At 69.3% G+C, this 26,473-nt stretch carries 29 protein-coding genes; 14 read left to right on the top strand and 15 right to left on the bottom strand.

Translation table 11 applies throughout. The features are described from left to right. Positions 1–2: 2 nt before the first annotated feature. The 4 genes from AC1DYN_RS05460 to AC1DYN_RS05445 form a co-directional block, all read right to left on the bottom strand. A complete protein-coding gene (locus tag AC1DYN_RS05460) occupies positions 3–1,727 on the bottom strand; it encodes a response regulator (protein ID WP_477958097.1) in 1,725 nt (574 codons plus the stop codon). Further along, positions 1,724–2,182, bottom strand: coding sequence for a response regulator (locus AC1DYN_RS05455; protein ID WP_477958096.1), 459 nt, complete (start codon positions 2,180–2,182; stop codon positions 1,724–1,726). The genes AC1DYN_RS05460 and AC1DYN_RS05455 overlap by 4 nt, the downstream gene beginning before the upstream one ends. A 126-nt stretch (positions 2,183–2,308) precedes the next feature. After that, the gene (locus tag AC1DYN_RS05450) at positions 2,309–3,592 is read right to left on the bottom strand and encodes a DUF4397 domain-containing protein (RefSeq protein ID WP_477958095.1); all 1,284 of its coding nucleotides are present in this window, start codon (positions 3,590–3,592) and stop codon (positions 2,309–2,311) included. Positions 3,593–3,620: 28 nt separating this feature from the next. Then, on the bottom strand, positions 3,621–4,634 hold the full coding sequence (locus tag AC1DYN_RS05445) for a tRNA dihydrouridine synthase (RefSeq protein WP_477958094.1): 1,014 nt from the start codon (positions 4,632–4,634) through the stop codon (positions 3,621–3,623). Between the two features lie 181 nt (positions 4,635–4,815). Between AC1DYN_RS05445 and AC1DYN_RS05440 the strand changes: the two genes are divergently transcribed. Next, entirely contained in the window at positions 4,816–6,714 is a 1,899-nt protein-coding gene (locus AC1DYN_RS05440; protein WP_477958093.1) for an ATP-binding protein, read from the top strand. Here the strand turns inward: AC1DYN_RS05440 and AC1DYN_RS05435 are convergent. After that, the gene (locus AC1DYN_RS05435) at positions 6,626–7,297 is read right to left on the bottom strand and encodes an N-acyl amino acid synthase FeeM domain-containing protein (RefSeq protein WP_477958092.1); all 672 of its coding nucleotides are present in this window, start codon (positions 7,295–7,297) and stop codon (positions 6,626–6,628) included. The two genes, AC1DYN_RS05440 and AC1DYN_RS05435, sit on opposite strands and share 89 nt — an antisense overlap. A 228-nt stretch (positions 7,298–7,525) precedes the next feature. Between AC1DYN_RS05435 and AC1DYN_RS05430 the strand changes: the two genes are divergently transcribed. Next, positions 7,526–7,948 (top strand): FKBP-type peptidyl-prolyl cis-trans isomerase, encoded by a 423-nt coding sequence (locus tag AC1DYN_RS05430; RefSeq protein WP_477958091.1) that lies wholly within the window; start codon positions 7,526–7,528, stop codon positions 7,946–7,948. 30 nt (positions 7,949–7,978) lie between these two features. Here the strand turns inward: AC1DYN_RS05430 and AC1DYN_RS05425 are convergent, their stop codons facing one another. The 5 genes from AC1DYN_RS05425 to AC1DYN_RS05405 form a co-directional block, all read right to left on the bottom strand. Then, positions 7,979–8,188 (bottom strand): hypothetical protein, encoded by a 210-nt coding sequence (locus AC1DYN_RS05425; RefSeq protein WP_477958090.1) that lies wholly within the window; start codon positions 8,186–8,188, stop codon positions 7,979–7,981. A 312-nt stretch (positions 8,189–8,500) separates the two neighbouring features. After that, on the bottom strand, positions 8,501–8,767 hold the full coding sequence (locus AC1DYN_RS05420; RefSeq protein WP_477958089.1) for a hypothetical protein: 267 nt from the start codon (positions 8,765–8,767) through the stop codon (positions 8,501–8,503). Positions 8,768–8,834: 67 nt separating this feature from the next. Next, positions 8,835–9,134 (bottom strand): flagellar basal body protein, encoded by a 300-nt coding sequence (locus tag AC1DYN_RS05415; RefSeq protein ID WP_477958088.1) that lies wholly within the window; start codon positions 9,132–9,134, stop codon positions 8,835–8,837. 63 nt (positions 9,135–9,197) lie between these two features. Then, a complete protein-coding gene (locus AC1DYN_RS05410) occupies positions 9,198–9,554 on the bottom strand; it encodes a GFA family protein (protein WP_477958087.1) in 357 nt (118 codons plus the stop codon). Continuing rightward, positions 9,551–10,528 (bottom strand): threo-3-hydroxy-L-aspartate ammonia-lyase, encoded by a 978-nt coding sequence (locus AC1DYN_RS05405; protein WP_477958086.1) that lies wholly within the window; start codon positions 10,526–10,528, stop codon positions 9,551–9,553. The genes AC1DYN_RS05410 and AC1DYN_RS05405 overlap by 4 nt, the downstream gene beginning before the upstream one ends. Before the next feature lie 163 nt (positions 10,529–10,691). Here AC1DYN_RS05405 and AC1DYN_RS05400 point away from each other — a divergent pair, with 163 nt between their 5' ends. The 8 genes from AC1DYN_RS05400 to AC1DYN_RS05365 all read left to right on the top strand — a co-directional run bounded on the left by AC1DYN_RS05400 (position 10,692) and on the right by AC1DYN_RS05365 (position 17,814). After that, on the top strand, positions 10,692–11,279 hold the full coding sequence (locus AC1DYN_RS05400; RefSeq protein WP_477958085.1) for a LysE family translocator: 588 nt from the start codon (positions 10,692–10,694) through the stop codon (positions 11,277–11,279). Positions 11,280–11,299: 20 nt separating this feature from the next. Continuing rightward, entirely contained in the window at positions 11,300–12,739 is a 1,440-nt protein-coding gene (locus AC1DYN_RS05395; RefSeq protein WP_477958084.1) for an aminotransferase-like domain-containing protein, read from the top strand. A gap of 324 nt (positions 12,740–13,063) precedes the next feature. Beyond that, entirely contained in the window at positions 13,064–14,464 is a 1,401-nt protein-coding gene (gene dbpA, locus AC1DYN_RS05390) for an ATP-dependent RNA helicase DbpA (RefSeq protein ID WP_477958083.1), read from the top strand. Then, positions 14,461–14,769, top strand: coding sequence for a 2Fe-2S iron-sulfur cluster-binding protein (locus tag AC1DYN_RS05385; RefSeq protein WP_477958082.1), 309 nt, complete (start codon positions 14,461–14,463; stop codon positions 14,767–14,769). Before dbpA ends, AC1DYN_RS05385 begins: the two co-directional genes overlap by 4 nt. Continuing rightward, complete coding sequence (locus AC1DYN_RS05380; protein ID WP_477958081.1) at positions 14,766–15,251, top strand: DUF2127 domain-containing protein; 486 nt, start codon at positions 14,766–14,768, stop codon at positions 15,249–15,251. The genes AC1DYN_RS05385 and AC1DYN_RS05380 overlap by 4 nt, the downstream gene beginning before the upstream one ends. A gap of 119 nt (positions 15,252–15,370) precedes the next feature. After that, entirely contained in the window at positions 15,371–15,571 is a 201-nt protein-coding gene (locus AC1DYN_RS05375; protein WP_477958080.1) for a hypothetical protein, read from the top strand. Between the two features lie 48 nt (positions 15,572–15,619). Continuing rightward, a complete protein-coding gene (locus AC1DYN_RS05370) occupies positions 15,620–16,846 on the top strand; it encodes an MFS transporter (protein ID WP_477958079.1) in 1,227 nt (408 codons plus the stop codon). 53 nt (positions 16,847–16,899) lie between these two features. Continuing rightward, entirely contained in the window at positions 16,900–17,814 is a 915-nt protein-coding gene (locus AC1DYN_RS05365; protein ID WP_477958078.1) for a peptidylprolyl isomerase, read from the top strand. A gap of 11 nt (positions 17,815–17,825) precedes the next feature. On the opposite strand, the gene AC1DYN_RS05360 is transcribed toward AC1DYN_RS05365, so the two are convergent. Together AC1DYN_RS05360 and AC1DYN_RS05355 are read right to left on the bottom strand one after the other, a co-directional pair. Further along, positions 17,826–19,706, bottom strand: coding sequence for an ABC transporter ATP-binding protein (locus AC1DYN_RS05360; protein ID WP_477958077.1), 1,881 nt, complete (start codon positions 19,704–19,706; stop codon positions 17,826–17,828). Between the two features lie 1,136 nt (positions 19,707–20,842). After that, entirely contained in the window at positions 20,843–21,313 is a 471-nt protein-coding gene (locus AC1DYN_RS05355) for a BON domain-containing protein (protein WP_477958076.1), read from the bottom strand. A 243-nt stretch (positions 21,314–21,556) separates the two neighbouring features. Between AC1DYN_RS05355 and AC1DYN_RS05350 the strand changes: the two genes are divergently transcribed. Then, a complete protein-coding gene (locus AC1DYN_RS05350) occupies positions 21,557–22,855 on the top strand; it encodes a PQQ-dependent sugar dehydrogenase (RefSeq protein WP_477958075.1) in 1,299 nt (432 codons plus the stop codon). A 93-nt stretch (positions 22,856–22,948) separates the two neighbouring features. Here the strand turns inward: AC1DYN_RS05350 and AC1DYN_RS05345 are convergent, their stop codons facing one another. Both AC1DYN_RS05345 and AC1DYN_RS05340 read right to left on the bottom strand, forming a co-directional pair. After that, the gene (locus tag AC1DYN_RS05345) at positions 22,949–23,164 is read right to left on the bottom strand and encodes a helix-turn-helix domain-containing protein (RefSeq protein ID WP_477958074.1); all 216 of its coding nucleotides are present in this window, start codon (positions 23,162–23,164) and stop codon (positions 22,949–22,951) included. Position 23,165: 1 nt separating this feature from the next. Further along, entirely contained in the window at positions 23,166–23,693 is a 528-nt protein-coding gene (locus tag AC1DYN_RS05340; RefSeq protein WP_477958073.1) for a DUF2975 domain-containing protein, read from the bottom strand. A gap of 109 nt (positions 23,694–23,802) precedes the next feature. Between AC1DYN_RS05340 and AC1DYN_RS05335 the strand changes: the two genes are divergently transcribed. The 3 genes from AC1DYN_RS05335 to AC1DYN_RS05325 all read left to right on the top strand — a co-directional run bounded on the left by AC1DYN_RS05335 (position 23,803) and on the right by AC1DYN_RS05325 (position 25,851). Further along, positions 23,803–24,984 carry a toxin-antitoxin system YwqK family antitoxin gene (locus tag AC1DYN_RS05335; protein WP_477958072.1) on the top strand — a complete coding sequence of 394 codons (1,182 nt, stop codon included), beginning with the start codon at positions 23,803–23,805 and terminating at the stop codon, positions 24,982–24,984. Beyond that, positions 24,981–25,565, top strand: a complete 585-nt coding sequence (locus tag AC1DYN_RS05330; RefSeq protein ID WP_477958071.1) for a YqhG/Tai3 family protein — start codon at positions 24,981–24,983, stop codon at positions 25,563–25,565. The genes AC1DYN_RS05335 and AC1DYN_RS05330 overlap by 4 nt, the downstream gene beginning before the upstream one ends. A 61-nt stretch (positions 25,566–25,626) precedes the next feature. Continuing rightward, positions 25,627–25,851 (top strand): DUF1161 domain-containing protein, encoded by a 225-nt coding sequence (locus AC1DYN_RS05325; RefSeq protein ID WP_477958070.1) that lies wholly within the window; start codon positions 25,627–25,629, stop codon positions 25,849–25,851. Positions 25,852–25,855: 4 nt separating this feature from the next. Here AC1DYN_RS05325 and AC1DYN_RS05320 read toward each other — a convergent pair whose 3' ends face one another. Beyond that, positions 25,856–26,470 (bottom strand): nucleoside/nucleotide kinase family protein, encoded by a 615-nt coding sequence (locus AC1DYN_RS05320; RefSeq protein ID WP_477958069.1) that lies wholly within the window; start codon positions 26,468–26,470, stop codon positions 25,856–25,858. Between the last annotated feature and the right edge of the window lie 3 nt (positions 26,471–26,473).

The raw sequence follows: 26,473 nt of genomic DNA, 5'->3' as shown, positions 1-26,473 counted from the left end.
CCCTATGCCTCGGCCCACTCGATGCGCAGCAGCGCAGCGAGTTGGTCCAGCAGGGCCTGCAGGCTGATCGGTTTGCTCAGGAACGCACTGGCGCCGGCGGCAAGGCTGCGGTCCTTGTCGTCGAGCGTGGCACTGGCCGATACCGCGATCACCGGCAGCAGCGGGTTGCGTTGGCGCAGGCGCATGACCGTCTCGATGCCACCCAGCCGCGGCATCACGATGTCCAGCAGCACCAGGTCGGGCGGCAGCCGGTCGATCATGTCGAGCGCTTCCTCCCCGTCGCCGGCTTCGCCGAGTTCGAATCCCAGGCTGCCCAGCGCATCGACCAGCAGCGCGCGGTTGGTCGGCACGTCGTCCACGATCAGGATCCGGCGCCGCTGCCCGGCATAGCCCGTCACGGTGCGCCGTTCGCCCGGCACCTGCGGCACATCGCCGGAAGCGGGCTCGCAAGCGAGCTCGAACCAGAAACGGGTTCCGCTGCCCTGGGTGCTGCGGACCTGGATGTCACTGCCCATCAAGCGCACGAACTGGCGGCTGATCGCCAAGCCGAGCCCGGTGCCGCGGTTGCGGTCCTCGAGGTTGCCCACCTGCTCGAAGGGCTGGAACAGCCGGGCCAGTTGGTCCTGCGCCATGCCGGCGCCACTGTCCTGCACCTCGAAGCGGACGCACCGGCCATCCAGCGGCTCGACACGCAACACCACGTCGCCGCGCTCGGTGAACTTGACCGCGTTGTCGAGCAGGTTCAACAGCACCTGCCGCAGGCGCTTCTCGTCCGCCTTGAACGTCGCTGGCAGCTTCGGCGCRAAATCTCCCGCCAGGCGCAGCTGTGGCTTCAGCGCCGACTTCACGCCGACCACTTCGACCAGGCCTTGCAGGTAGGGGCGCAGTTCGAACACGGTCGGGCAGAGCTCGAACTTTCCGGCCTCGATCTTCGCCAGGTCGAGGATGTCGTTGATCAGCGTCAGCAGGTGCTCGCCGCTTTGGCGGATGGCCCCGACGGCGGACCGCTGCCGTTCGCTGAGGCCTTTGTCCCATTGCAGCAGCTGGGCAAAGCCCAGCACGCCGTTCAGCGGCGTGCGCAGGTCGTGACTCATCGCGGCCAGGAACGCGCTCTTGGCCCGGTTCGCCACTTCGGCCCGGTCGCGGGCGACCACCAATTCCCCGGTGCGCGCCTGCACCAGGTCCTCGAGATGATCGCGGTGCTGGCGCAGCGCCTCCTGGGCGCGCGCGCGTTCCTCGATCTCGACATGCAGCGCCTGGACGGCCGTCGCCAGTTCGGCGGCGCGCTCCTGCACCCTGACTTCCAGCTTGTCATGTGCCTGGCGCAGTGCGTCTTCGGCCTGGCGGCGCCCGATCGCATAGCGAATCGTGCGCGACAGCAGGTCGGCCGTGACCTGTCCCTTGACCAGGTAATCCTGCGCGCCCGACTGGATCGCCTGCAGCGCCACCGCCTCGTCGGACAGCCCGCTCATCACCACCAGCGCCGGCACCCGCACGCCTTGCGCCATCAGCTGCTGCAGGGTTTCCATGCCCCAGCTGCCCGGCAGGCCGAGGTCCAGCAGCAGCACGTCGAACTCCTGGCTGCGCAAGGCCTGCACGCCGTCGTCGAGGTGCTCGAACCAGCTCAGCACGAAGTCGTCGATGTGGGTGCGGCGCAGCATCTCCTCGATCAACCGGGCATCGGCCCGGCTGTCCTCGATCAGCAACAGCTTCAGCGTGCCGCTCATGCCGCCTGCTCCCGCGTGCGCAGACGAACCGTCTTGAACCAGAAGTGCTCGATGCTCTGCACCACCCGGTTGAACTCGTGCAGGTCGGCGGGCTTGATGACGAAGCAGCTCGCCTGCAGGTCGTAGGCGCGCTCCACGTCGACCTCGGCATGCGAGGTCGTCAGCACGATCACCGGGATGGAGCGCAACACGGGGTCCGACTTCATGGCCGCCAGCACGGCGCGCCCGTCCATCAGCGGCAGGTTCAGGTCGAGCAGCACGACGTCCGGTCGCGGCGCCGCTTCATGGGGTGCCCGCCGATGCAGGAAATGCATCGCGGCGACGCCGTCCTCGACGTGGTGGAGGCGAAGATCGAGATCGCTTTGTCGCAGCGCTTCGCGCGTCAGGCGAACGTCGCCCGGGTTGTCCTCGACCATCAGGATTTCGACGGTCCTGAACGCGCGTACTGCATACATCAACGCACCCTCCGGATGCGTTTCACTATAGCTGCAACGATGTCGGAAAGCTCCCCCGGGACGGGGTGTCCCGGGGGAGCAGAAACCCGCGCCGGGGCGCGAGCCCGGCACCAGGCCGGCGTGGCCTCAGCGGTCCGAGCGGAACTTGCTGGACGTGGTGACCGTGCTGGTGTCGCCCAGCAGGAACACCGTGTACACCTTGTTGGCCGACAGGGTCTGCTGGGTCGTGAACAGCACCGTCGATCCGTTGGTGACCGCGATGTCGACGTTCTCGGTGGTGGCACCCACGGTGACGGGGGCCGAGGCGGTTCCGAAGGCGACGTCATCGCCGATCACGTCGCTCTCCAGCGTCATGGTCACGCTCGAGGTCAATCCGTTCACGCCGTTGACCAGCCGCAGCTTGACCGGCTGCGAGGTGCTGGTCGACAGCGTGTTGTCGTCCGGGATCACCGACAAGGTTGGCGACGCCACGTTGCCGGTGACCAGCAAGGTCATGTCGGTGCCGGCCGTCACCGTGGCACCACCGGCATCGACCGCAGCGCCATTGACCGTCACGGTCAGCGCGCCGGCGGTCACCAGCTTGTAGCCGCCGATCGAGGCGGCAGGGGCGAGGCTGCTGAGCGTCGTGCCGTTGGCCACGGTGGTCGTCGTGGCGCCGGCCAGCGGGTTGGCCACCACGCGCACGCGGCCCGACAGGTTGGCATGCGCGTCCAGCGAACCCTGCTGGTTGAGGAGCAGGCCGTGCACCAGCACGCCGCTGGTGCTGCGCGTCAGCACCAGGGTGCCGATCTGCTGGTTGCCCAGCGGCAGCGCCGGGATGTCGAGCCGCACGTCGGTCTTGCTGCCAGCGGCCGTCACGCAGACGCTGTAGGTCCCTGCCGTGAACGCGGTGAAGCCGGTCACGGCCGCGGTCGACACCGCGGACGCCGCCGCGATGTCGGTCGACGTGAGTGCGCTGCAGGCGGTGTGGCCGACGTAGATGTCGACGCTGCCGGCCTCGACGCTGGCGGTGTTCATGAAGCGCAGCTTGGCCTGGCCCGAACTCGGCGCGGTCTCGTCTTCGCCCAGGTAGCTGACCTGCAGCGAGCTGCCGGTGGCATAGGCCACCAGCGCGTAGTGGTTGCTGTCGGACACATCCCCCGTCACCGAAGCAGCCGTGGTGCCCAGTCCGCTCTTGGCGATCTTGAAGGTGTAGGAATCCTTGTCGAGGTTCGCATAGCCGCTCGCGGTGCCGGAGGCGATGGTGTTGACCATGCCGGTGTCGTCGCGGTAGGCATCGAGCGCGCCGAAATTCGTGGTCGCGTTGACCAGCCGCACGGAGCCCTGGTCTTCCTCGCTGTTGCCGCCGCAGGCATGCAGCATTGGAATCATCAAGACGGTCAACAGCAGGTTCAGGGTCGAGCGTTTCACGGGCGGTGTCCTTTCTGTGGGCTGCCGATTATGCGGTGGCCTGCGCGAGCTCGGCGTGTCGTGCGTGTTCGGGTGTGTGACCCGCCGCCCGCCCGGGCGGCGAACCGGTTTCGCACCAGGCCCGCAGGTGCTGCTCGATGACATGTGCGTCGTTGACGGTACGCACCTGGTCGTACGCTGCCTGCGCCTCGGGGTGGCGGCGCCTCAGGTAGTTCAGCCACTGCTTCAACCGTCCCGCGCGATGACGCGCATCGACATGACCGGCGACGAGGTCCCAGAAGCGCAGCAGCAGCGGCTGCAGCTGCACCCACCCGATGGCTGCATCGCTACCGCGGATCGCCAGCGCCAGGCCTGGATCGGCTACCAGCCCACGCCCGATCATCAACGCGCTGCATCCGGACACTTCGCGGCAGCGGATCGCGTCGGCCACGCTCCAGATCTCGCCGTTGGCGATGACCGGGATGCCGACGGCCATGCGCACGTCGTGGATGCGCTCCCAGTAGGCCGGCGGCCGGTAGCCGTGGGCCTTGGTGCGCGCATGCACGACCAGTTCGGCGGCCCCGCCCCCGGCGATCGCCTGCGCGCATTCGACCGCGCGCGCATCGTCGTTGAAGCCGAGCCGCATCTTCGCCGTCACCGGCAGCTGCGCCGGCACGGCACGCCGTACCGCCTCGACGATGCGCGCCAGCAGCGCAGGATCGTCCAGCAGGGCCGCACCGCCGCCGTGCCGGTTCACGACCTTCGCCGGACAGCCGAAGTTGAGATCGATCCCGGCAGGCCCGAGCGATGCCAGGCGCGCGGCGTTCTCGGCCAGGCACACCGGATCCGATCCCAGCAGCTGCGCGCTGACCGGCACCCCGGACGGCGTGCGCCCGCCGTGCCGCAGCTCCGGCACGATGCGCGTGAACACGCGCTCCGGAAGCAGTGTCCCGGTGACCCGGATGAACTCGGAGACGCAGCGGTCGATGCCGCCGGCCCGCGTCAGCACGTCGCGCAGCGTGAAGTCGAGCAGCCCTTCCATGGGCGCCAGCAGGATGGTCATCGGGGAAGCAATCGGAGCAGGCCCCCAGTGTACGAAGCGCCATGCCGGCCGCCCGCTCCGGGTTTCGGCAATCCCGCATGTTTCAATGCGTTCCGACGGGGATGGCGGGCGTCATACTGCGCTCAGGGAGACACATGTGGCCAGGCATCGCACTTCCAGCCGCAGTACCACCCATGCCGGGATGGATCCGATGGTGCCGGCGCAGCCGCCGGACGCGGCACGCGCCGAACACATCGAGGCCGAGTTGCTGCGCATGGTGCTGCTGCACACCCGGRCCGGCACGCTCGTGGCCACCGCGTTCGCGATGCTGCTGGCGGTCTACTGGTCGGGATCGACCCCCGAGGCCTGGCTGGACGCCTGGATCGTCGCCAAGCTGGCGGTCGCCACGCTGCGGATCCTGTTCGCGCAACTGCATGCCCGCGCCGGGCAGCCCGCAACGCGCGGCTGGCGCCGGCTGACCTATGGCCTGCTCGCACTCGACGGCTCGGTGTGGGGCGTGGCCGGCTTCTGGATGATGTCGCAGCCGGTCCAGGTGGCATCTTTCGTCGCCGCGGCGCTCGCCAGCGTCACCTGCGTCGCCACCTTCGGACTGCAGGCCCGCTTGCTCGCCACCGCCGCCTACGTGGCGCCGATCATCGTGCCCACCGCCACCGGCCTGGCGCTGCGCGGCGACGAGGTCGGCATCGTGGGCAGCCTGGGCGTGCTGATGCTGCTCGGCCTGCAGCTGCTCACGTCGAAAGGAGGCCAGCAGCGGCTCACGGCCAGCATCCTGCTGCGCATGCAGGCCCAGGAACTCGCCCACGAGAAGGCCGCCGCGGTGCGGATGATGGAGCAGCAGATGGAGGTGAAGACGCAGTTCCTCGCGAACATCAGCCACGAACTGCGCACTCCCCTGCACGGCATCCTGGGCGTCGCACGCCTGCTGCATCTCGATGCGGGCGATCCGGCCGTGCAGCATCGCGTCGAACTGATCGAGTCGTCCGGCATGCACCTGCTCGGGCTGATCAACGACCTGCTCGACATCTCGCGCATCGAGACCGGCCACCTGGCGATCCGCCACGAGGTCTTCGACCTGGTCACGCAGGCAGGCCTGGTCGCCGACGTGTTCGCGGTGCGGGCCGCCGACAAGGGCCTGGATTTCTCGCTCAGCCACAGCTTCCCGCGCCCGAGCTGGGTGATGGGCGATGCGGCCCGGCTGCGGCAGGTGCTGCACAACCTGCTCGGCAACGCGATCAAGTTCACCCGCAGCGGCTACATCGAGTTGCGCCTGGCGCGCGGTACATCGCCCGACATGGTCGAGATCGAGGTCATCGACACCGGCCCCGGCATCGCCCCGGCCGACCAGATCCACGTGTTCGATGCCTTCCACCAGCTGCGGCCGAGCGATCGCGACGCACCGCTGAACGATGGCGCCGGGCTGGGCCTGACGATCGCGCGCGAGCTGGCGACGGCCATGGGCGGTGAGCTGGTGCTGTACAGCAAGCCCGGCGTCGGTTCGCGCTTCGTGTTCACCGCGCGCCTGCCCGCCGCGTCGCCCCCGCACGACCCGGCCGAGACCGTTGCGGCGGACAGCGACACCGGCATCGGCCTGCGACGCGTGCTGGTGGCCGAGGACGACGAGGTCAACACGATGATCATCGCGGCGTACCTGCAGCAACTGGGGATAGCGCACGAGCGCGTCGACAACGGACGCGACGCCGTCGGACGTGCACTGCGCGAGACCGAGCGGCCGGACCTGGTGCTGATGGACTGCCGCATGCCGGTGATGGACGGCCAGGCCGCGGCGCGTGAGATCCGCGCGCAGGAGCGCACGCTCGGTCTGCAGCACGTGCCCATCGTCGCGATGACGGCCACGTCGGCCGACGAGGACCGGCGGACCTGCGTCGATGCCGGCATGGACGATTTCATCGCCAAGCCGTTCACGCGCGAGGAGCTGACGCGGGTGCTGGCGCTGTGGGGCGGTGGTTCGTCGACCCAGGCCGGGCTGCAGGTCAGGCGGCCTGCCGGACCTCGCCGACCCGGCATGGAACGCGATCTTCCGGAAACAGCTGGAGATCGCGATGGTAGGTCTCGAACATGAACGAGTACAGGCCATGGCCCGACGCCAGCCAGGTGCGCTCGGCGGTGGCGATGTCGAAGGCCAGGATCCGCAAGGGAACGTTGTCGGCCTGCCCCCGCAGGACGCTGCCATCCGGGCCCGGCACGTCGCGGAAGCCCAGGCCCTGGTAGATGCGCACGAGCGCGTCGCTGCGCGCGCCGATGACCATCCAGCGGACCTGGCTCGCCAGGCAGTACAGGTAGCCTGCCTTCATCAGCGCGAGCCGCGTCAATGGCGCGGCGCCCGGCAGGACGGCCAAGCGCGAGACTTCCGCGCGCGGTTGCTCGGCGAGCCACGGCGGCAACACCGCCGTGCTTTCGAGGCGCAGCGGCGCCGAGGCGTTGCGCTGGATGCGGGCGGTGCCGATGGCCCGGCCGGTGTCCTTGTCGCGGCACAGCACGATCGCGGTACCGCGCTGCCCATCCTGGACATCGGGACGAGTCAGGGCGTCGTGCAGGCACGGCACGTGGTGGGCGTAGGCGTCGGCACGTACCGCACACGCATCGCGCACGTCATCGGCAGTAACGGCCAGTGAAACGGTGAAGCTCAGGGAGACGGTTGTCATGGCGAAGGCAGACAGTGGGGATACCGCCTGTGTGGCGCAGCACATCGCTGCGTACCCACCGTAACCAGAGGGTCATGTGTCAGGAGACCGAAAACAGCGGTTTGCAGTGAGACACGTAAGGCCGTGTTCCGACTGCGTCACATTGCACCAAACGCCGCAGGCGCCCGTGCTTTTCGGCGATGATGGCGGCCCCATTCAACCCTCGGGAGTTGCGGCTTGAAGACAGTCTTGTGTGCCCTTGCAGCCGGTGTGGTGAGCTTCTCGGCGCTGGCGCAGGCCGACCTGGCGGCCAGCGCCGCCAAGCAGCCCGGCGCGGTCGTCACGGCCAGCGGCCTGGTGTATCGCTCGTTGAAGGAAGGCACCGGTGCGAGCCCGGCGGCCACCGACCGTGTCCGGGTCCACTACCGCGGCACGCTGGCCGACGGCAAGGAGTTCGACAGCTCGTACGCGCGCAAGGAGCCGGCGGAGTTTCCGTTGAACCGGGTGATCAAGTGCTGGACCGAGGGCGTGCAGCGCATGAAGGTCGGCGGCAAGGCCCATCTGGTGTGCCCGCCTGACATCGCCTACGGAGCGGCGGGGGCCGGTGGCGTGATCCCGCCGAATGCCACCTTGCAGTTCGAGGTGGAGTTGCTGGGGATTGCCGGCAAGTGAACGGGCCGCGAAGTGCGCGGCCGGGCGGGATCAGTGCAGATCGCTGCGCATCACGGCCGGCGTCGCGTATTCGCGGCCGACGACAGCGCGGGCATACAGGTAGTTGGTGCGGGCACGATCGCTGAGAGCATCCATCTGCACGTGCCCGTCGGCATCGCACGGGAAGGCCAGCGCACGGCCTTCGTTGAACAGCGACTGGAACCGGATCTCGTAGCGGGCGGTTTGCGAAGTAGAGCTCATGTCAGCCTCCGAGGAGCAACCTGGCCTGGGATCGGTCGTCGACCTGATGAAACCCAGACTCGATGAATGAAGATTAGGCCGTGTCCGTCAATCTCGCTGTCGGTGCCACTCGCTCCGGGGGGTCGGATAAATTCCAATCCCTGCGTCAGTGCGAGCGGTACGTCCGACAGGCTTGACAGGCATTGCCTGACAACCCGATGCGCACAGCGTGCGCGAAATGCGGCCGGCGCATGCACAAGGACACGAAATCCGCGCCGGCCGGGCGAAAAAAAGCCGGGCAAGCCCGGCTTCTTCGTGTCAGGTCGGGCCTGATTACTTGGCGGCGGAAGCAGCCGGCGCAGCGGCAGCGGCCTTCTTCTCGGCCTTGTGCTTCTTGTGGGTGCCCTTCTTGGCCGGCGCGGAAGCGCTGGTGTCAGCGGCGGCAGCGGCGGTGCCTTGAGCGAACGAGCCCACGGCGAAAGCGGACAGGACGGCGGCGACGATCAGAGACTTGGTCATGGTGTATCCCGAAATGGAGTGGAAGTCGTTCGGCCCGACTTCCTGAAGCTGGCCCGGCTGTCGCCCGGCTTGCGTCCACAACGGGACTTGTTGACTGTTGGTTGACGTTAAGAAACGAAAAGAGAACGTGTTGGAAGATGTCGTGACGTCACACGCGGATGTCCAGCAGCGACCCCAACACCTCGTCCTGCACCTGCAAGGTGCGCACATTGGCCTTGAAACTGTAGGCCGCGGACATCTGCTCGACGGCGTCCGCCTCGAGCGAGCCGCCCGGCAGGCGCTGCGCGGAGACCTCGGCCTGAACGCCGCCGTCCGCAACCGCCTGCTGCACCACCTGCTGGCGCTGGAAGCCCGGCGTCTGGGCATTGGCGACGTTGTGGGCGGCCGTGTCGAGCCGCAGCTGGGCGGCGTTCAGGCCGGACAGGCCGATGGAAAAGGGGGTGGACATGGGCAGGGCCTCGCTCTTCCGGTGATCCGTGCTTATCGGCCGGCGCGGCGCGGACTTGAGGCCTCAGGCCATCRCCGCCCCCGCCGTCGCCCGCACCGGGATGCCGGCCGGATCGAAGCCTTCCAGGCAGAACACGTTGACACCGACGAAATCGGGCGTCACGCGCTTGCGGTGGAACGGGTAGATGCCGCAGGTCCGGCAGAAGAAGTGGCGGGCCGTGCGGGTGTGGAACCGGTACTCCGTCAGYGCATCCGCACCGGCCAGCAATGTGAACCGGCTCTCGTGCACCTTCACCATCAGCGCGTTCTTGCGCCGGCAGATCGAGCAATCGCAGGTGGTCAGCTCCGGAAAATCGGTCTCGATCGCGAACCTGACCGCGCCGCAATGGCAGCTTCCCTGCAGCGTGCGCACCGGCCTCATGCCTGGGCCACCAGTTCGCCATAGCGCGACAGGTCGATGTTGCCGCCACTGACGATCACGCCGACGCGCTTTCCGGCCAGCGGCAGCAGGTTCTCCAGCACCGCCGCCGCGCCCAGGCAGCCGGTGGGTTCGACGACCAGCTTCAGCCGCTCGCCGAAGAAGCGCATCGTGCGCGCCAGCTGGGCATCGCTGACGGTCAGGATGTCGCGCACCCGCTGGCGGATCACCGGAAAGGTCAGCGCGCCGACCTGCTGGGTCTGCGCCGCATCCGCAATCGTCTGCGGCACGGGGATGTGCACGCGTTCGCCGGTGCGGAACGCCTGCTGCACGTCGTTGCCGGCTTCGGGCTCGACGCCGTACACGGCACACTGCGGCGACAGGTGGTTGGCCGCCGTCGCGCTGCCGCTGATCAGCCCGCCGCCGCCGACGCAGACGAACAGCGCGTCCAGCGGGCCCACTTCGTCGATCAATTCCAGCGTCGCCGTGCCCTGCCCGGCCATCACGAGGCGATGGTCGTAGGGCGGCACCAGCGCCAGGCCGCGCTCCTCGCTCAGCCGCTTGCCGATCGCCTCGCGGTCGTCGCGGTAGCGGTCGTACAGCACCACCTCGGCACCGTAGCCGCGCGTCGCGGCGATCTTCAGCGCGGGGGCGTCCTGCGGCATCACGACCACGGCCGGCATGCCCAGCAGGCTGGCGCACAGCGCGATCGCCTGGCCGTGGTTGCCGGACGACCACGCGATGACGCCGCGGCGGCGCTGTTCGGCATCCAGCTGCACCAGCGCGTTGTAGGCGCCGCGGAACTTGAACGCGCCCATGCGCTGCAGGTTCTCGCACTTGAAGAAGACCTGCGCGCCGGTGCGCTGGTCGGCGGTGCGCGAGGTGACGACGGGCGTGCGGTGCGCAACGCCCTGCAGATGGCCGGCGGCGATCTCGACGTCGCGGTAGGAAATGGGCAGGGACAGGGGCAAGTCCATGGTCTGGTCTCCGGTTCGGGTGCGCACAGCCTAACGCGGCGCGCCCTGCTTGAAACTGTGCGGCCCCGCGGGTTGATACAGTGACCGGCCGCAGCCGCACGCCTGTAGCTTCACGCCGCCAGGGCCTGTTCCTAAGCTCGTCTTCACGCTGAAGGAGCTTCCGATGAACGACCTCTTGCCCCTGTTGACCTACTCGCTGCTGATGTCGATCACGCCGGGCCCGAACAACATCCTGCTGACCACCTCGGGCGCGAACTTCGGCTACCGCCGCACGCTGCCGCACCTGCTGGGCGTCAACGTCGGCAACGGCATCCAGACCTGGGTGACCTGCATGGGCCTGGGCGCGGTGCTGGCCCAGCACCCGGTGATCCACGACACACTGCGCGTGGCCGGATCGCTCTACCTGCTGTGGATGGCCTGGAAGCTGACGACGCCGATCGTCTTCGGCGCGGAACTCGCCAGCCCGCTGTCGTTCACCGAGGCGGTCGCCTTCCAGTTCGTCAACCCGAAAACCTGGCTCAAGTCGGTGACCCTCGCCACCGTCTTCATGCCGAGCGACATGAGCACCGCGGCCGGCGCGCTGCTCGTGATGGCGGTGACGCTGGGCATCAACTTCCCGTGCATCTCGCTGTGGGCGCTGTTCGGCGCCGGCCTGCGCCGCGTGCTGACGCGGCCGGGCCGCCGCGAGGCGTTCAATGCCATCATGGCAGGCTCGCTCGCGGTGCTGGCCGTGTTGCTGCTGACGCGCTGAGCGATCCGGAGACCTGCACCGTGTTCACCCTCGACCGCGATTCGACCGTGCCGCTGGCCGACCAGATCGAGAGCCGGCTGCGTGCGCTGATCGAAGGCGGCCAGCTGTCCGCCGGCGCCAAGCTGCTGTCGATCCGCACGCTCGCAAAGCAATTGAGTGTCAGCCCCAACACCGTCGTCACCGCCTACGACCGGCTGGTCGCGGCAGCGCTGATCGACTCGCGCGGCACCGCCGGCTTCTTCGTCTGCGAGACCGCGGCGCAGCAGCCGTTCCAGGCCCTGCTCGAAGCCGGTGAAGAGCAGGAACCGGTGTGGCTGGTGCAGCAGGCGCACGACCAGCGGGCCGGCGTGCTGCCGGCCAGCAGCGGTGCGCTGCCGGTGTCGTGGCTCGAAGACGCGATCCCCGCGACCGCCGTGCAGCGCGGGCTGGCACGCGCCCACGGCGGCATGGCGGCGCGCTGTCCGCCACAGGGCCTGCCCGAGCTGCGCGAGCGCATCGCGACACTGATGCGCAGCCAGGGCATCGCGGTCGACGCGAGCCGCGTGCTCACCACCTTCGGCGGCACGCATGCGATCGACCTGATCTGCCGCAGCTTCCTGCAGCCGGGCGACGCGGTGATGGTCGAGAACCCCGGCTACTTCCTGCTGTTCGGCCGGCTGCGCGAGATGGGCGTGCGCATCGTGCCCATCACGCGGCGGCCCGACGGCCCCGACCTGGCGCAGATCGAGGCCGCCTGCATCGAGCACCGGCCGCGCCTGATGTTCGTGCAGAGCGTGCTGCACAACCCGACCGGCTGGGGCAGCAGCGCGGCCAACCTGCACCGCGTGCTCGGGCTGGCCGAGCGGCACGGCTTCCTGGTCGCCGAGGACGACGTGCAAGGCCACTTCCACCCGGGCCATGCGACGCGGCTGGCGCAGCTGTCCGAGCTGCGCAACGTCATCTACTACTCCAGCTTCTGCAAGGCGCTGAGCCCGGCACTGCGCCTGGGCTACATCGCCGCCGAGCCGAAGTGGCTGAAGCCGCTGCTGCGCGAGAAGATCCTGTCGGTGCTGACGACGGCCGCGCTCAACGAGCACGTGCTGCTCGAACTGTTGTCGACCGGCCGCTTCCGCAAGCACCTCGATCGGCTGCAGCAGAAGCTGGCCACCGCGCGCGGGCTGGCGACGCGGCAGCTGCGCCAGGCCGGCGTGCTGCTCGACCACCCCGGCGAAGGCGGCCTCTTCCTGTGGGGCACGGTGCCACACGGTGTCGACATCGACGAACTGGTGAAGGACGCCTACCGCAACGGCATCCTGCTGGCGCGCGGCGCGACCTTCATGGCCGACGGCGCCGGCGACCCGCACCTGCGCTTCAACGTGGTGTTCAGCCAGCATGTGCGGCTGGCCGAGTACCTGTCGCAGCGGTTGTCGGCGGAGTCGAACGTCAAGACGCTGCTGACCAGAATGGCGGCACACCGTTAACCAGGAACGAACTGCCTGGCGTGGGCACTCAGTGCAGACCTTTGTCCGCAACTGTGCCCGCTCCATGGAATTCACACGAACCTCAGACCTGAGAAGAAAATCAGCCCCTGCACGCCTTGCGCCCCGCTCCGAGGAGCCGCACGCTCAACGCAGGAAGGAGCAGTGCGAGGCCGTCAGCGCCGCTGCGCGCCACGTTGCGACCATCAGGACAGCAATAGGCCCGTACATGGCCATGCAGCTCCCACCTGGGCACCCAGATCCAGGACAAGGCAATCAATAGCAGGCCTGGATCAGCGCTCTTGTCTCGCCACCGATAATCGGGCCATGACCCAGAGCCTTCCGTTCAGCCAGCTGCCGCTGTCGCCCGCGACCCTCGAGAACCTGTCGCGCCTCGGATACGAGACCATGACGCCGATCCAGGCGGCCAGCCTGCCGATCGCGCTGGCCGGCCACGACCTGATCGCGCAGGCCAAGACCGGCAGCGGCAAGACCGCCGCCTTCGCGCTGGCATTGCTGGCGCGGCTGGACGCGAAGCGCTTCGAGGTGCAGGCCCTGGTGCTGTGCCCGACGCGCGAGCTGGCCGACCAGGTCACGCAGGAGATCCGCCGCCTCGCGCGCGCCGAAGACAACGTCAAGACGCTGACGCTGTGCGGCGGCGCGACGATGCGCCCGCAGATCGCGAGCCTGGAGCACGGCGCCCACATCGTCGTCGGCACGCCGGGGCGCATCCTCGACCACCTCGAGCGCGAGACGCTGTCGCTGGCCGCGCTGAACACGCTGGTGCTCGACGAAGCCGACCGCATGCTCGACATGGGCTTCTTCGACGACATCGTCGCGGTGGCCAAGCGCTGCCCGAAGCAGCGCCAGACGCTGCTGTTCTCGGCCACCTACCCCGACGGCATCGCCAAGCTGAGCCAGCAGTTCCTGCGCGAGCCGCGCGAGGTCAAGCTGGCCGAGCAGCACGCCGCGGCCAAGATCCGCCAGCGCTTCTACGAGGTGAAGGACGACGAGCGCCTGCATGCGGTCGGCCTGCTGCTGCACCACTTCCGCCCGGCCAGCACGATCGCCTTCTGCAACACCAAGCAGCAGTGCCGCGACCTGGTCGACGTGCTGAACGCGCAAGGCGTGCAGGCCCTCGCGCTGCACGGCGACCTGGAGCAGCGCGACCGCGACCAGGTGCTGGTGCAGTTCGCCAACCGCAGCTGCCCGGTGCTGGTGGCCACCGACGTGGCCGCGCGCGGCCTGGACATCGCGCAGCTCGAAGCGGTGATCAACGTCGACATCACGCCCGACCCCGAGGTGCACACGCACCGCATCGGCCGCACCGGCCGCGGCGACGAGGACGGCTGGGCCTTCAGTCTCGCGAGCATGGACGAGATGGGCCGCGTCGGCCAGATCGAGCAGGTGCAGGGGCGCGAATCCGAATGGCACCCGTTGTCGGAGTTGACGCCGACCGGCTCCGGCCCGCTGACCGCGCCGATGCTGACGCTGCAGATCCTCGGCGGGCGCAAGGAGAAGATCCGCCCGGGCGACGTGCTGGGTGCGCTGACCGGCGAGGCCGGCTTCACGGCCGCGCAGGTCGGCAAGATCCAGGTTGGCGAATTCTCGACCTACGTCGCCGTGGACCGCGCGATCGCCAGGCAGGCGCTGCAACGCCTCAACCAGGGCAAGCTGAAGGGGCGCAAGGTGAAGGTGAGGTTCCTGCACGAAGGCGGCGACGCATGAGCGTGGAGGACGCGCCGCCATTCCAGGCCTGGGTCGAGCCCGGCGGCTACCGTTTCGAGGCACCGCCGCTGCAGGGGCTCGTCAAGTCGGCGCAGCGGGCCGGCGTGCGGCTGCCCAGTTCATGCCGCAACGGCACCTGCCGCGCCTGCATCTGCAAGCTCGTCAGCGGGCGCATCCAGTACCCGATCGAGTGGCCCGGCCTCAGCGCCGAAGAGAAGCAGCAGGGCTTCATCCTGCCCTGCGTCGCGCAGCCGCTGAGCGACCTGGTGATCGACGCGCCGGCCGCGCGTCCCCTGACGTCATGAGCAGCACGAACCACCCGCCGCGCACGATGCAGGCCGTCGCGGTGTTCGAGGCCGTCAAGGGCGTGGCGGTGCTGGCCGGCGGCTTCGGCCTGCTGTCGCTGCTGCATCGCGACGTGCGGCACCTGGCCGAGGCGCTGATCGCCGGGCTGCACCTCGACCCGGACCGGCACTTTCCGCACATCTTCCTGGAAGCCAGCACGCAGCTGACCGATGCGCGGCTGTGGCTGTTCGCAGGCCTGGCCGCGCTGTATGCGAGCGTGCGGCTGGCCGAGGCTTACGGCCTGTGGCACGGCTACCGCTGGGCCGCCTGGCTGGGCGCGGCCGGTGGCGCCATCTACGTGCCGGTGGAACTTTACGAGCTGCTGCAGCGCGTGAGCGCGCTGCGTGTCGCGACGCTGCTGCTGAACGTCGCGATCGTGGCCTACCTGCTGTGGATGCTGGAACGGCAACGGCGCGCCCAGCCGGTGCGGAGCGTCGGATAGCGGCGCCGGGAACACGCGGATACGCGGCCTTTACCTCGCAGCAACGTGCGGGCGTCAACATCGTCGCGACGGCACCCGTTGTCGTTGCAGGGCCGCTGTCCGGCCCACAGGAGACCACGATGAAACGCATTCTGAACCGCCGCATGCTGGGCCTGGTCGGCATCGTCGCCGTGACGCAGCTGCTCAGCGCCTGCATCGTCGTGCCGCCCCGCGGGTACCGCCAACGCACGGTGGTGGTCGAACCGGCTCCGTACTATGGCCCGGGCCGCGACTGGCGCGATCGCGATCACGACCGCCGCGACTGGGACGGGCATCGCTGACCCGCATCGGATTTCCTCGCGACACTGGGCGGCGACAATGCGCCGCCCATGCGCGTCTCCCCTTTCCATCGCGTCCTCGCCGCCGAGTTCGTCTCCAACTTCGGATCGATGCTCAGCCGCCTGGCCATTCCATGGCTGGCGGCCTTGGGCCTGCACGCGACTCCCCTGCAGATGGGCTGGCTGTTGATGGCCGACGTGGCCGCCGGCGCCGCCGGCGCGATGCTGCTGGGCACGCTGGTCGACCGATGGCGCAAGCGAACCGTGATGCTGTGCACCGACGTCGCGCGCGCAGCGCTGTTGATGCTGCTGGCCGGGCTGGCGCATGCCGGGCAGGTGACGTTCTGGATGCTGGCCGTTGCGGCGGCCGCCGGCGGGCTGCTGACGGTGGCCTTCGAGCTGGCGCGCTCGGCGTGGATGGCGCAACGCATCGCCGCCGACCAGCTGTCGACCGGCAATGCGCAGCTGTCGATCGGCACCACCTTGTCGGAGACCGTCGCCTTCGCCCTGGGTGGCTGGCTCTACCAGGGCGCCGGTGCGGTGCTGGCACTGGCCGTCGATGCGGCGAGCTACCTGGCATCGGCGCTCTGCCTGCGCGGCATCGACCACGCGCCCGCGGTGCGCAGCGAGCCGGCTGCACAGGCCGTCGCGGGCTGGCGACAGATCGCCGCCGAAGCGCATGACGGCCTGCGCACCATCGCCCACGATGGATCGCTGCGCGCCCTGGCCGTCACCCAGCTGCTGTCCAGCGTGGGCATGGGCATCGCGGGCACCAGCTACATGATCTTCGTCTCGCGCGACCTGGCCTTCGGCACCGGCACCCTGGGCCTGATCTTCGCGACCGGCGCGCTGGGGGCGGTGGCCGCTGGGGCGCTGTCGCCTGCGCTCGGGCGCCGCTTCGGCAGCGGGCGCGCGATGGCCATCGGGCTCGCCTTGCTTGCACTCGGGAACGGCCTGCTGCCGCTGGCAGAGATCGCGGGGCTGCTGGCCGCCGCGCTGCTGATCGGCCAGCAGGTCATCGGGGACGGCGGGCACACGGTGCACGACATCCACGACCGCACGCTGCGGCAGACGCTGGTGTCCGCGGACCGGCTGGCCCGCGTGGATGCCGGCATCCGCACCGTCGGCCACGTCGGCATCGTGGCGGGTGCGCTCGGTGGAGGCTGGTTTGCCGGCACGTTCGGTGCCCGGTGGGCGCTGGCCGCCAGCGCGGTGGCCTACGCGATGGCGGCGCTGCTGGCGGCGAGGCGGTGGTGGTGGCATCGGCCACGGCCCTGACGCGCAGCCCGGGCTGCTATCGTGGCTGCCACCCACTCGCCGAAACCCCGACCATGCCTTCAAGCCGTCTCTTCGCTTCAGTGGCTTGCCTTGTCGTTGTCCTCGCTGCAATCGATGCGGGTGCCGCGCCGGCGCTGACCGCCGCCCAGGTCATCGAGCGATCGGCGCCCGGCGACTGGCGCCCGCTGGATCCTGCCAACACGCTGGTGCTCGAACTGGCCGATCCGCGCAGCGGCCCGGTCATCATCGAGCTGGCCCCGCGCTTCGCGCCGCAGCACGCGGCCAACATCCGCACGCTGGCGCACGAGGGCTTCTACGACGGACTCGCCGTGCTGCGGGTGCAGGACAACTACGTCGCGCAGTGGGGCGACCCGGATGCCGAGGCCCCCGAGCGGGCAAAATCGCTGGGCAGCGCGACGAAGAAGCTGCCGGCGGAGTTCTCGGTCCCGTTGAAGGGACTGCCGCTCACCCGCTTGCCGGACGTCGATGGCTGGGCGCCGGTCACCGGTTTCGTCGACGGCATGCCGGTGGCGGCCGACCCGCGCAGCGGCCGGGCATGGCTGGCGCACTGCTACGGCACGCTCGGTGCCGGACGCGACATGGCGGTCGACAGCAGCAACGGCAGCGAGCTGTATGCGGTGATCGGGCAGGCACCGCGCGGGCTGGACCTGAACATCACGGTGGTGGGGCGGGTGCTGCAGGGCATGCAGTGGCTGTCGGCGCTGCCACGCGGCACGGCAGACATGGGCTTCTACGCCGAAGCCGCGCAGCGCAGTGCCATCCGGCGCGTGCGGCTGGTCGCCGACATTCCCGTGGGCGAACGCCCCGCACTGGAGATCATGCGGACGGACACGCCAACCTGGCAGGCCCTGCTGCAGGCGCGGCGCGTGCGGCGCGAGAAATGGTTCGTGCACAGCCCGCGGCACATCAACGTCTGCAACGCGACGCCGCCGGTCCGGGCCCGGTGAGAGGGTCGCCTTCAGGCGAGCGACTCGGCGGCCTGCTCCGCCTTGACCGGCACCTCCTCGTCGCCGGCCTCCTCCCCCAGGAACCCACCGCTCTGGTGCGCCCACAGGCGCGCATACAGCCCGCCCTGGGCCAGCAGGCTGCGGTGGTCGCCTTCCTCGACGATGCGCCCCTTGTCGAGCACGATCAGCCGGTCCATCGCCGCGATGGTCGACAGGCGGTGCGCGATCGCCACCACCGTCTTGCCTTCCATCAGCCGGTACAGGCTGGCCTGGATCGCCGCCTCGACCTCGGAGTCGAGCGCGCTGGTGGCCTCGTCGAGCAGCAGGATCGGCGCGTCCTTCAGCATCACGCGCGCGATCGCGATGCGCTGGCGCTGGCCCCCCGACAGCTTGACGCCGCGCTCGCCGACGTGTGCGTCGTAGGCCTGCCGCCCCTTCGGGTCGGTCAGGCCCTGGATGAACTCGTGCGCCTCGGCGCGTTTCGCCGCCGCGATCATCTGTGCGTCGTCCGCATCCGGCCGGCCGTAGAGCACGTTGTCGCGCACCGAGCGGTGCAGCAGCGACGTGTCCTGCGTCACCATGCCGACCTGCGCGCGCAGGCTGTCCTGCGTCACGCCGGCGATGTCCTGCCCGTCGACCAGCACGCGGCCGGACTCGACGTCGTAGAAGCGCAGCAGCAGGTTCACGATGGTCGACTTGCCGGCGCCCGAGCGCCCGACCAGCCCGATCTTCTCGCCCGGGCGGATGTGCAGCGACAGGTTGTCGATCACCGGCCTGCTGCCGCCGTACGCGAAGCTCACCTGCTCGAAGCGGACCTCGCCGCGCGTCACCGCCAGCGGGCGCGCATCCGGCCGGTCGACCACCGCCTGCGGGCGCGACAGGGTGTTGATGCCGTCATGCACCGTGCCGATGTGCTCGAACAGCGAGGCCATCTCCCACATGATCCAGTGCGAGATGCCGTTCAGGCGCAGCGCCATCGCGGTGCCCGCAGCGACTGCGCCGATGCCCAGCTCGCCCTGGGCCCACAGCCACAGCGTGGCGCCGGTGGTCGACATGATCAGCCCGATGCTCAGGCTGTGGTTGACGATCTCGAAGCCGCTGACGAGGCGCATCTGCGCATACGCCGTCTGCATGAATTCCTGCATCGCCGAGCGGGCGAAGCCGGCCTCGCGCTGCGCGTGCGAGAACAGCTTGACGGTGGCGATGTTGGTGTAGGCGTCGGTGATGCGGCCGGTCATCAGCGAGCGCGCGTCGGCCTGTGCCTGGCCGACCTTGCCCAGGCGCGGCACGAAGTAGCGCAGGGCCGAGACGTAGAGTGCCAGCCACGCCAGGAACGGCACCAGCAGCCGCGCGTCGAAGGCGCCGACCACCACCACCATCGTCGTGAAGTAGATGACGACGAAGACCAGGATGTCGGTCAGGATCATCACCGTGTCGCGCACGGCCAGCGAAGTCTGCATCACCTTGGCCGCGACGCGGCCGGCGAACTCGTCCTGGTAGAAGTTCATGCTCTGCGCGAGCATCAGCCGGTGGAAGTTCCAGCGCAGCCGCATCGGGAAGTTGCCGGCCAGCGCCTGGTGCTTGAAGAGCGTCTGCAGCGCCACCGCGACCGGGCTGGCCAGCAGGATCGCGGCCAGCAACAGCAACGTGCCGCGGTGCTGCGTCCACAGCTCGGCAGCCGGGGTCGCACCCAGCCAGTCGACCACGCGGCCCATCATGCTGAACAGCAGCGCCTCGAACACGCCCAGCAGGGCCGTGAGCGACATCATGCCGAGCACGAAGCGGCGCGAACCCAGCGTGCAGGCCCACACGAAGGAGAAGAAACCGCGCGGCGGCGGAACGGGCACCGTGTCGGGGTACGGGTGCAGCAGGCTCTCGAACAAACGAAACACGCAGGATCTCCACGGTGGTACTTCGGCGCCCGCCGGAGGGTGGCTCCGCGCGCGCAAGGGCGGGAGCTTAGCCCCTCCCTCCTGACATCGCATGACAAGCGTTGCTTTTAGAGCGCTTTTTGAAAGATCGCTGTCACATCGCTGCGGCACAATCCTTCTCCATCAAGGCGACAAACCGACCGCACCACTGGGCGGAACCCGGAACCCGTACCCGGCGCCAGATCCCGTCGATGCTCTTCGCGAGCGTTGTTCGGTAGCGATAAGGGCCACCCTGGGGTGGCCCTTTGCTTTTGCGCGCTGCAGATGGAACTGAGTTCCTTGTGACTCTCACTCAGGCATGGCTTGGACACACGTCCATCGAACAGGAGCTGCGCTTGGCCAACTCAACCCCACTTCGGACCTCAACCACTTCGACCGGCAAGCCTGTGCAGGCAATGCCACCTCGATCGCCGCTGATCTCGCCAAAGGTGAACCGTCAGCGACACAGTGCTTCGCTCACTCTCACTACCACACAGGTGAAACGAGGAATCACGCCGAAGTCGGGGGACAAAGTCAACGGCAAGGTGGCACGAACTCGGTCGAGTCCACAGCTGAGCCCGGAAACCAAGCGTGAGAAGTTTGGGCCCAGTGCGATCGCTTCGCGACTCTTCAGCCCGCGCAAACGCACGACCGAAAGAGCACCGGTGGCCGAACCCCCACAGACCCAGGACAACCCATGGGAAGCCTTGGACCAGTTGTTGACCACGATCGAGCAGGGCGCTATAGAAGCAAGGCGTTCCCGCGAAGAACGTGCGCGCTCCGTGGCCGCGAGCCCGCTAACTTCGCCACGCCCGGATGACCGACGTGCCAGGACGAAATCAAGAGGCGATCATGCCGGCGAAGGTCGCACGGTGTGCTCTACCTCTCCGTTGAAATTCCGAAACATCGAGGCTGCAAACAGACTTCGCGACAGGGCCCGTATCGCGAAATCCCCTGAAGGGATACTCCAAGCGGAGTCACGGAGATTGACGCAGACCCGCCGAGAGAAGACGCTGCTAAGGCAGGGTCATCGTCGGGAACTCAGTACCGGGCCAGTCAGATCAACGAGCGCCACGCGCGAAAGCGCAGCGCCCCCCGACGAGACCCAATGAGTCGCGTCAGCCCTTCGCCGGCTCCACCGTCAACTGGTTGTCGACACTGACCACGCCCTTCACGTTCGACGCCAGCTGAGTCGCACGCTCGCGGGCGGCTTCGCTCGGCGCCGTGCCGCGCAGCGCCACGCGCCCGTCGGCCGTGTCGACGTTGATCTTCAACGCGCTGAGGCTCGAGTCCTTGGCCAGTTCTGCGTTCACGGTCGTCGTGATCACCGCATCGGCCACCTTGTCGCCGGCCTTCGTGGTCGCGGCCTTGGCGTCGTCGGCCATGTCGCGGCCAGCCTGCTTGGCCTGGTCCATGCCGCGCGAGGCATCGGCCTGCAGGTCGCGGCCCTTCTGCTCGGCCTGGGCGATCACGCCATCATTCGTCTTGGCGGCCGTGGATTCCGCTGCATCGCGCTTGCCGCAGCCCACCAGGGCCACCGATACCAGCAATGCCGCAGCGGCCGTCGTCGTCAAAGTGTGCTTGTTCATGGTCATTCTCCTGTCGTACGCCCGGGGGCGATCTGGTTGAGCCTGTTGCAGCAGCGCACGCGCCACCTGCAGCCTTGTCCTGAGACGCCTCAACCTTAGAAGCCCCTCCCGGCCCCTGCCGTCAGCCTGCGTCGCCAATCCCTGTCAGACGATGCCCACAAACCGGCTGCCCCTGCGCTGTCCGACACGGTATCGAGCCATCGGCCTACACCTCTCTCGCGCGCGCGGCCGGACAGTGCCGCCATGAACCTCCGCCCTCTTCCCCTGGCCGCATTGCTCGTCGTGGCCGCCTGCGGCGGCACCGCCAACCTGCAGGTCGCCGACGGCACCGGCCCGAACCCGCAACTGCCGCCACCGAACAAGAGCCTGATCCCGCTGGTCAACATCGCCCCCGCCACCGGTTGGCCAAGCGGCGTCAAGCCCACGTCGGCCCCCGGCACCCGGGTGCAGGCCTTCGCCACCGGCCTCGAGCACCCGCGCTGGATCAGCGTGCTGCCCAACGGCGACGTGCTGGTCGCCGAGACCAACGCCCCGCCGAAACCCGACGACGGCAAGGGCATCCGCGGCTGGTTCATGAAGATGACGATGAAGAAGGCCGGCGCCGGCGTGCCCAGCGCCAACCGCATCACGCTGCTGCGCGATGCCGATGGCGACGGCGTGGCCGAAACCCGCAGCGTCTTCATCGCGAACCTGCAGTCGCCCTTCGGCATGGCCCTGGTCGGCAACGCGTTCTACGTCGCCAATACCGATGCAGTCGTGCGCTTCGACTACACGCCGGGCGCAACGCAGCTGCAAGGCAGCGGCAGCAAGCTGGTCGACCTGCCTGCCGGCACCATCAACCACCACTGGACCAAGAACCTGATCGCCAACGCCGACGGCAGCAAGCTCTACGTCACCACCGGTTCCAACAGCAACGTCGGCGAGAACGGCCTGGCCGCCGAAGAAGGCCGCGCGGCGATCTGGGAGGTGGACACGAAGACCGGCGCGCACCGCGTGTTCGCCTCCGGCCTGCGCAACCCGAACGGCCTGGCCTTCGAGCCGCAGACCGGCGCGCTGTGGACCGTCGTCAACGAACGAGACGAGATCGGCAGCGACCTCGTGCCCGACTACATGACGTCGGTGAAGGACGGTGCCTTCTACGGCTGGCCCTTCAGCTACTACGGCGCCCACGTCGACGAGCGCGTCAAGCCGGCGCGGCCCGAGATGGTCGCCAAGGCGATCGCGCCCGACTACGCGCTCGGGCCGCACACCGCGTCGCTCGGCCTCGCGTCGGCCCGCGGCAACTCGCTGCCGGCCGCGTTCGCCGACGGCATGTTCGTCGGCCAGCACGGCTCGTGGAACCGCAAGCCCCACAGCGGCTACAAGGTGATCTTCGTGCCGTTCGCGCAGGGCAAGCCGGCCGGTCCGCCGGTCGACGTGCTGGGCGGCTTCCTGTCGTCCGAGGGCAATGCGATGGGCCGGCCAGTGGGCGTCGCGCTCGACAAGCAAGGGGCCTTGTTGGTCGCAGATGACGTCGGCAACGTGATCTGGCGAGTGAAGTGACGCCCCCTCGGTCGATGGGTACATCGACCGATCCCCCGAGGGCCCGGATGCCAATCCGGGGTTTGTCCGACATGTCCCGGATTGGCATCCGGGCTACGGGGGCTCATCGGGCTCCCAGGCCAGCAGGTCGCCGGGCTGGCACTGCAGGTACTCGCAGATGCGCTGCAAGGTGTCGAAGCGCACGCCCTTGACCTTGCCCTGCTTCAGCAGCGACAGGTTGGCCTCGGTGATGCCGATGTATTCGGCCAGCGCCTTCGACTTCACCTTGCGGTCGGCCAGCACGACGTCGAGCGTGACGACGATGGGCATCTCAAACGAAGGCCTCGTTCTCGCGGGCGATGGCCACCGCGCGCCGCATCACCGCCGCGATCTGCCACACCACCGCCGCGAACAGCAGCAACAGCAGGTCGTTCGATCCGAAACCGACCGCCAGCGACCGGTGCCCGGGGCCGAGGTTCCAGCTCAGCGCCACCGACACCAGGCTCGGCGCCACCAGCCCGGCCACCGCCGCCGCCAGCATGCCGATGCTGAGGCCGCGCAGGCTGCCGACCGCCGTCTCGTTGAAGTAGTCCCCCCGCGCAAAGCTCTGGAAGCAGCGCCGCGCATGCCACAGGCCACAGGCCGCACACGACACCGGCAGCATGCCGGCCAGCCACGCGACGTCGACCTGCCAGGGTTCCAGCTGGGCGGCCGGGCCGCCGAAGCCGGCGACGCCGAAACGCGCCGGCCACGCCGGCAGCGGCAGCAGCCACAGCGCGATCGCCGTGGCCAGCGGCAACAGGACGGCCAGCAGCACGCAGGCGGCAGCGAGCGCGCGGCTCAGGGCGGGTTCTTTCATGGCCGCGAGTGTCGCAGAAGAGTTTCTGCCAAACAATAATCTCCCGAAGTCTTGCCGAGCGTGACTTGCTGCCGCGACCGCCCGCCGCGGCGCCGGGGACAATCCGCCGATGCACCGATCCGCCGCCCTCCTGCTCTCGCTCGCGCTGGCGCCGCTGGCGGCCCACGCCCTCCTCGTCTGCGACCTCGACGGCCAGCCGGTCGACCCGGCCAACGGCCACACGACGAAGGGCAGGAGCGGCACGATGCATTGCCGCGACGGTGCCGGCGGTCCGCTGCAGCGCGACCAGGAGCTGCGCGACGGCGTCTTCATGGGCGTGATGCGCTACTACCGCAAGGGTGTGCTGCAAAGCGAGTTCAACACCAACGAGCGCGGCAACCGCGACGGCCTCGCGCGCGAATTCGCCGCCACCGAAGGCAACAACCCGGTGCTGCGCGAAGAGAGCTTCCGCAACGGCACGCGCATCGGGCTGTCGCGCAGCTGGCATGCCAACGGCCCGCTGGGCCGGCTGAGCTTCAACGACGACGACGGTCGCGAGCTGGCGGTGGCCGAGTTCACCGCGCGCGGCCAGCTGTCGGCGCTGCGTTGCGGCCCGCGCCCGCTGTTCGCGCCGCATGCCGACGATGCCGCCTGGTGCGGCTTCAAGGGCAGCCCGGGCCAGGTCACGCTGTTCGGCCACGACGGCCGCGAGCGCAGCCGCCTGGTGCTGCTGCGCGGCGAGCGCGTGCGCAGCGAATCGCTGTGGGACAACGGCAAGCCCGCCGAGACCAGCGAGCGCACCGAGACCGGCGGCATCGACCGCAACTTCGCCGAGGACGGCGTCAAGCGCCGCGAAGTGCAATGGGTGCGCGCCGGAACGGCCGAGCGCCCGCGCCGCATCACCACGCTCGACCAGGAGTTCCACGAGAACGGCACGCTGGTGCGCGAACGCCGCTGGACCCCCACCGAGCGCGGCAGCGAGCTGCTGCTGGAGCAGCGCTGGTACCTGAACGGCCAGCCGCGCGAGAAGCAGGAGTTCGTCGCCGTCGACGGCAAGCCGGTGCGCCGCGACACGCGCTACCACGACAACGGCCGCGTCGCCTTCGAAGGCAGCTGGCTCGTCGCCGACCGCTACGACAGCACGCCGCTGGCCGCGCACAAGCAGTACGACGACCAGGGCCGGCTGCGCAGCGAACGCAGCTACGACGCCCGCGGCAAGCTGTCGCGCGAGCGCGAATGGGATGAAGCCGGCCAGTTGCTGCGCGACGACGAGCTGTTCGAGGACGGCTCGCGCAAGGCGGTGGCCCGATGAGCCTGTGCCGGTGGATGGCCTGGCTGCTCGCCGGCCCGGCGCTGGCCGCAGCCGCGGCCGAGCCCGCGCCCGGGCCGCAGGCCGCCGTGCAGGCGTTCTATGAACTGCGCATCGCCCAGCTGCCGAACGGCGGAGCGCCCGACGGCCCGGCGCTGCAGCTGATCGGCGCGATGATCACGCCGCGCCTGCACTGCCTGCTGAAGACCGCGCACCGCTACGACGAGGCCTTCCTCGCCACCGTGCCGGGCGACAAGCCGCCCTTCGTCGAAGGCGACCTCTACTCCAGCCTGTTCGAAGGCCCGACCCGCGTGAAGGCCCAGCCGGCGCGGCTCGGCCGCGACATCGCGTGGGTGCCGGTGCGCATGTTCTTCGACGACGGCGGCAAGACCGACGCCACCGGCTGGACCGACACCGTGCTGCTGAACCGCATCGACGGCCGCTGGCTGATCGCCGACATCGACTACGGCGGCAACTTCGCGTTCGGCAACAGCGGCCGGCTGAGCGGCGTGCTGTCGGACCAGCTGCAGCGGCCCGACCCGGCGCTCAAATGGACCGGCCGCGAAGTGCGCAGCTGTCCCTGACCCCGCGCGGCATGGCACCATGCGCGCCCGAACAATCCAAACCACCCCACGGAGAACCTCGATGAAAGCCACCCTCGCCCTGTCCGCACTGCTGCTCGCCGCCGCCCCGGCCTTCGCCGCCGGCAAGTCGTGCGACGAACTGAAGACCGAGATCGCCACCAAGCTCGACGGCAAGCAGGTCACCGGCTACGTGCTGGAGATCGTCGACACCGACAAAGTCGGCGATGCCAAGGTGGTCGGCAGCTGCGAAGGCGGCGCCAGGAAGATCACCTACAGCCGCAAGTAAGCGGTCAGCCGACGGCGCAGCGCCAGTCGGCGCGCGCGGCGGTGCCGGCGATCAGCACCGCATTCGGCTGGTCGGTGCCGGCCTCCCAGGCCCGTGCGTCCGCCTCGCTGCGGCCGAAGCGCATGTGGCGCTCGACCAGGCGCCGCCGGCGCACGGCCTCGTCGACCTCGACGAACCAGGCCTCGTCGAGCAGCGGCCGCACGCCGCCCCAGCCGTGCTGGTCGAGCAGCAGGTAGTTGCCTTCGGTGACCACCAGCGGCACCTCGGCGGCGATCGGGATGGCCGAAGCGATCGGTTCCTCGATCTCGCGGCGGAACTCCGGCGCGTAGACGATGCCCTCGCGCTGCGCACGCACGCGCTGCAGCAGCGCGACGTAGCCGGCCGCGTCGAAGGTGTCCGGCGCGCCCTTGCGGCCGGCCCGGCCGAGGCGGGCCAGCTCGACGTTCGCGAGATGGAAGCCGTCCATCGGCAACAGCACCGCCGCACCGCCCAGCGCCTCGACCAGCTGCTGCGCGACGGTCGACTTGCCGGCGCCGGGCGGCCCCACCAGGCCCAGGATGCGGCGACCGCCGCGCGAGATCAGGGCCCGTGCGCGGGCCAGCGCTTGCTGTTCATGCATGCG

It is taken from the genome of Rhizobacter sp. P2_D12, assembly GCF_056404395.1.
The sequence above is the reverse complement of the archived record's forward strand: the minus strand, read 5'-3'. Positions and strand labels throughout refer to the sequence as shown.

Coding starts and splice junctions, on each gene's coding strand:
- AC1DYN_RS05455 (WP_477958096.1), bottom strand. CDS start 2,182: ATGTATGCAGTACGCGCGTTCAGGACCGTCGAAATCCTGATGGTCGAG.
- AC1DYN_RS05380 (WP_477958081.1), top strand. CDS start 14,766: ATGAGCAGCACGAACCACCCGCCGCGCACGATGCAGGCCGTCGCGGTG.
- AC1DYN_RS05350 (WP_477958075.1), top strand. CDS start 21,557: ATGAACCTCCGCCCTCTTCCCCTGGCCGCATTGCTCGTCGTGGCCGCC.
- AC1DYN_RS05385 (WP_477958082.1), top strand. CDS start 14,461: ATGAGCGTGGAGGACGCGCCGCCATTCCAGGCCTGGGTCGAGCCCGGC.
- AC1DYN_RS05340 (WP_477958073.1), bottom strand. CDS start 23,693: ATGAAAGAACCCGCCCTGAGCCGCGCGCTCGCTGCCGCCTGCGTGCTG.
- AC1DYN_RS05375 (WP_477958080.1), top strand. CDS start 15,371: ATGAAACGCATTCTGAACCGCCGCATGCTGGGCCTGGTCGGCATCGTC.
- AC1DYN_RS05325 (WP_477958070.1), top strand. CDS start 25,627: ATGAAAGCCACCCTCGCCCTGTCCGCACTGCTGCTCGCCGCCGCCCCG.
- AC1DYN_RS05425 (WP_477958090.1), bottom strand. CDS start 8,188: ATGAGCTCTACTTCGCAAACCGCCCGCTACGAGATCCGGTTCCAGTCG.
- AC1DYN_RS05415 (WP_477958088.1), bottom strand. CDS start 9,134: ATGTCCACCCCCTTTTCCATCGGCCTGTCCGGCCTGAACGCCGCCCAG.
- AC1DYN_RS05370 (WP_477958079.1), top strand. CDS start 15,620: ATGCGCGTCTCCCCTTTCCATCGCGTCCTCGCCGCCGAGTTCGTCTCC.
- AC1DYN_RS05320 (WP_477958069.1), bottom strand. CDS start 26,470: ATGCATGAACAGCAAGCGCTGGCCCGCGCACGGGCCCTGATCTCGCGC.
- AC1DYN_RS05400 (WP_477958085.1), top strand. CDS start 10,692: ATGAACGACCTCTTGCCCCTGTTGACCTACTCGCTGCTGATGTCGATC.
- AC1DYN_RS05365 (WP_477958078.1), top strand. CDS start 16,900: ATGCCTTCAAGCCGTCTCTTCGCTTCAGTGGCTTGCCTTGTCGTTGTC.
- AC1DYN_RS05345 (WP_477958074.1), bottom strand. CDS start 23,164: ATGCCCATCGTCGTCACGCTCGACGTCGTGCTGGCCGACCGCAAGGTG.
- dbpA (WP_477958083.1), top strand. CDS start 13,064: ATGACCCAGAGCCTTCCGTTCAGCCAGCTGCCGCTGTCGCCCGCGACC.
- AC1DYN_RS05435 (WP_477958092.1), bottom strand. CDS start 7,297: ATGACAACCGTCTCCCTGAGCTTCACCGTTTCACTGGCCGTTACTGCC.
- AC1DYN_RS05330 (WP_477958071.1), top strand. CDS start 24,981: ATGAGCCTGTGCCGGTGGATGGCCTGGCTGCTCGCCGGCCCGGCGCTG.
- AC1DYN_RS05335 (WP_477958072.1), top strand. CDS start 23,803: ATGCACCGATCCGCCGCCCTCCTGCTCTCGCTCGCGCTGGCGCCGCTG.
- AC1DYN_RS05445 (WP_477958094.1), bottom strand. CDS start 4,634: ATGACCATCCTGCTGGCGCCCATGGAAGGGCTGCTCGACTTCACGCTG.
- AC1DYN_RS05405 (WP_477958086.1), bottom strand. CDS start 10,528: ATGGACTTGCCCCTGTCCCTGCCCATTTCCTACCGCGACGTCGAGATC.
- AC1DYN_RS05355 (WP_477958076.1), bottom strand. CDS start 21,313: ATGAACAAGCACACTTTGACGACGACGGCCGCTGCGGCATTGCTGGTA.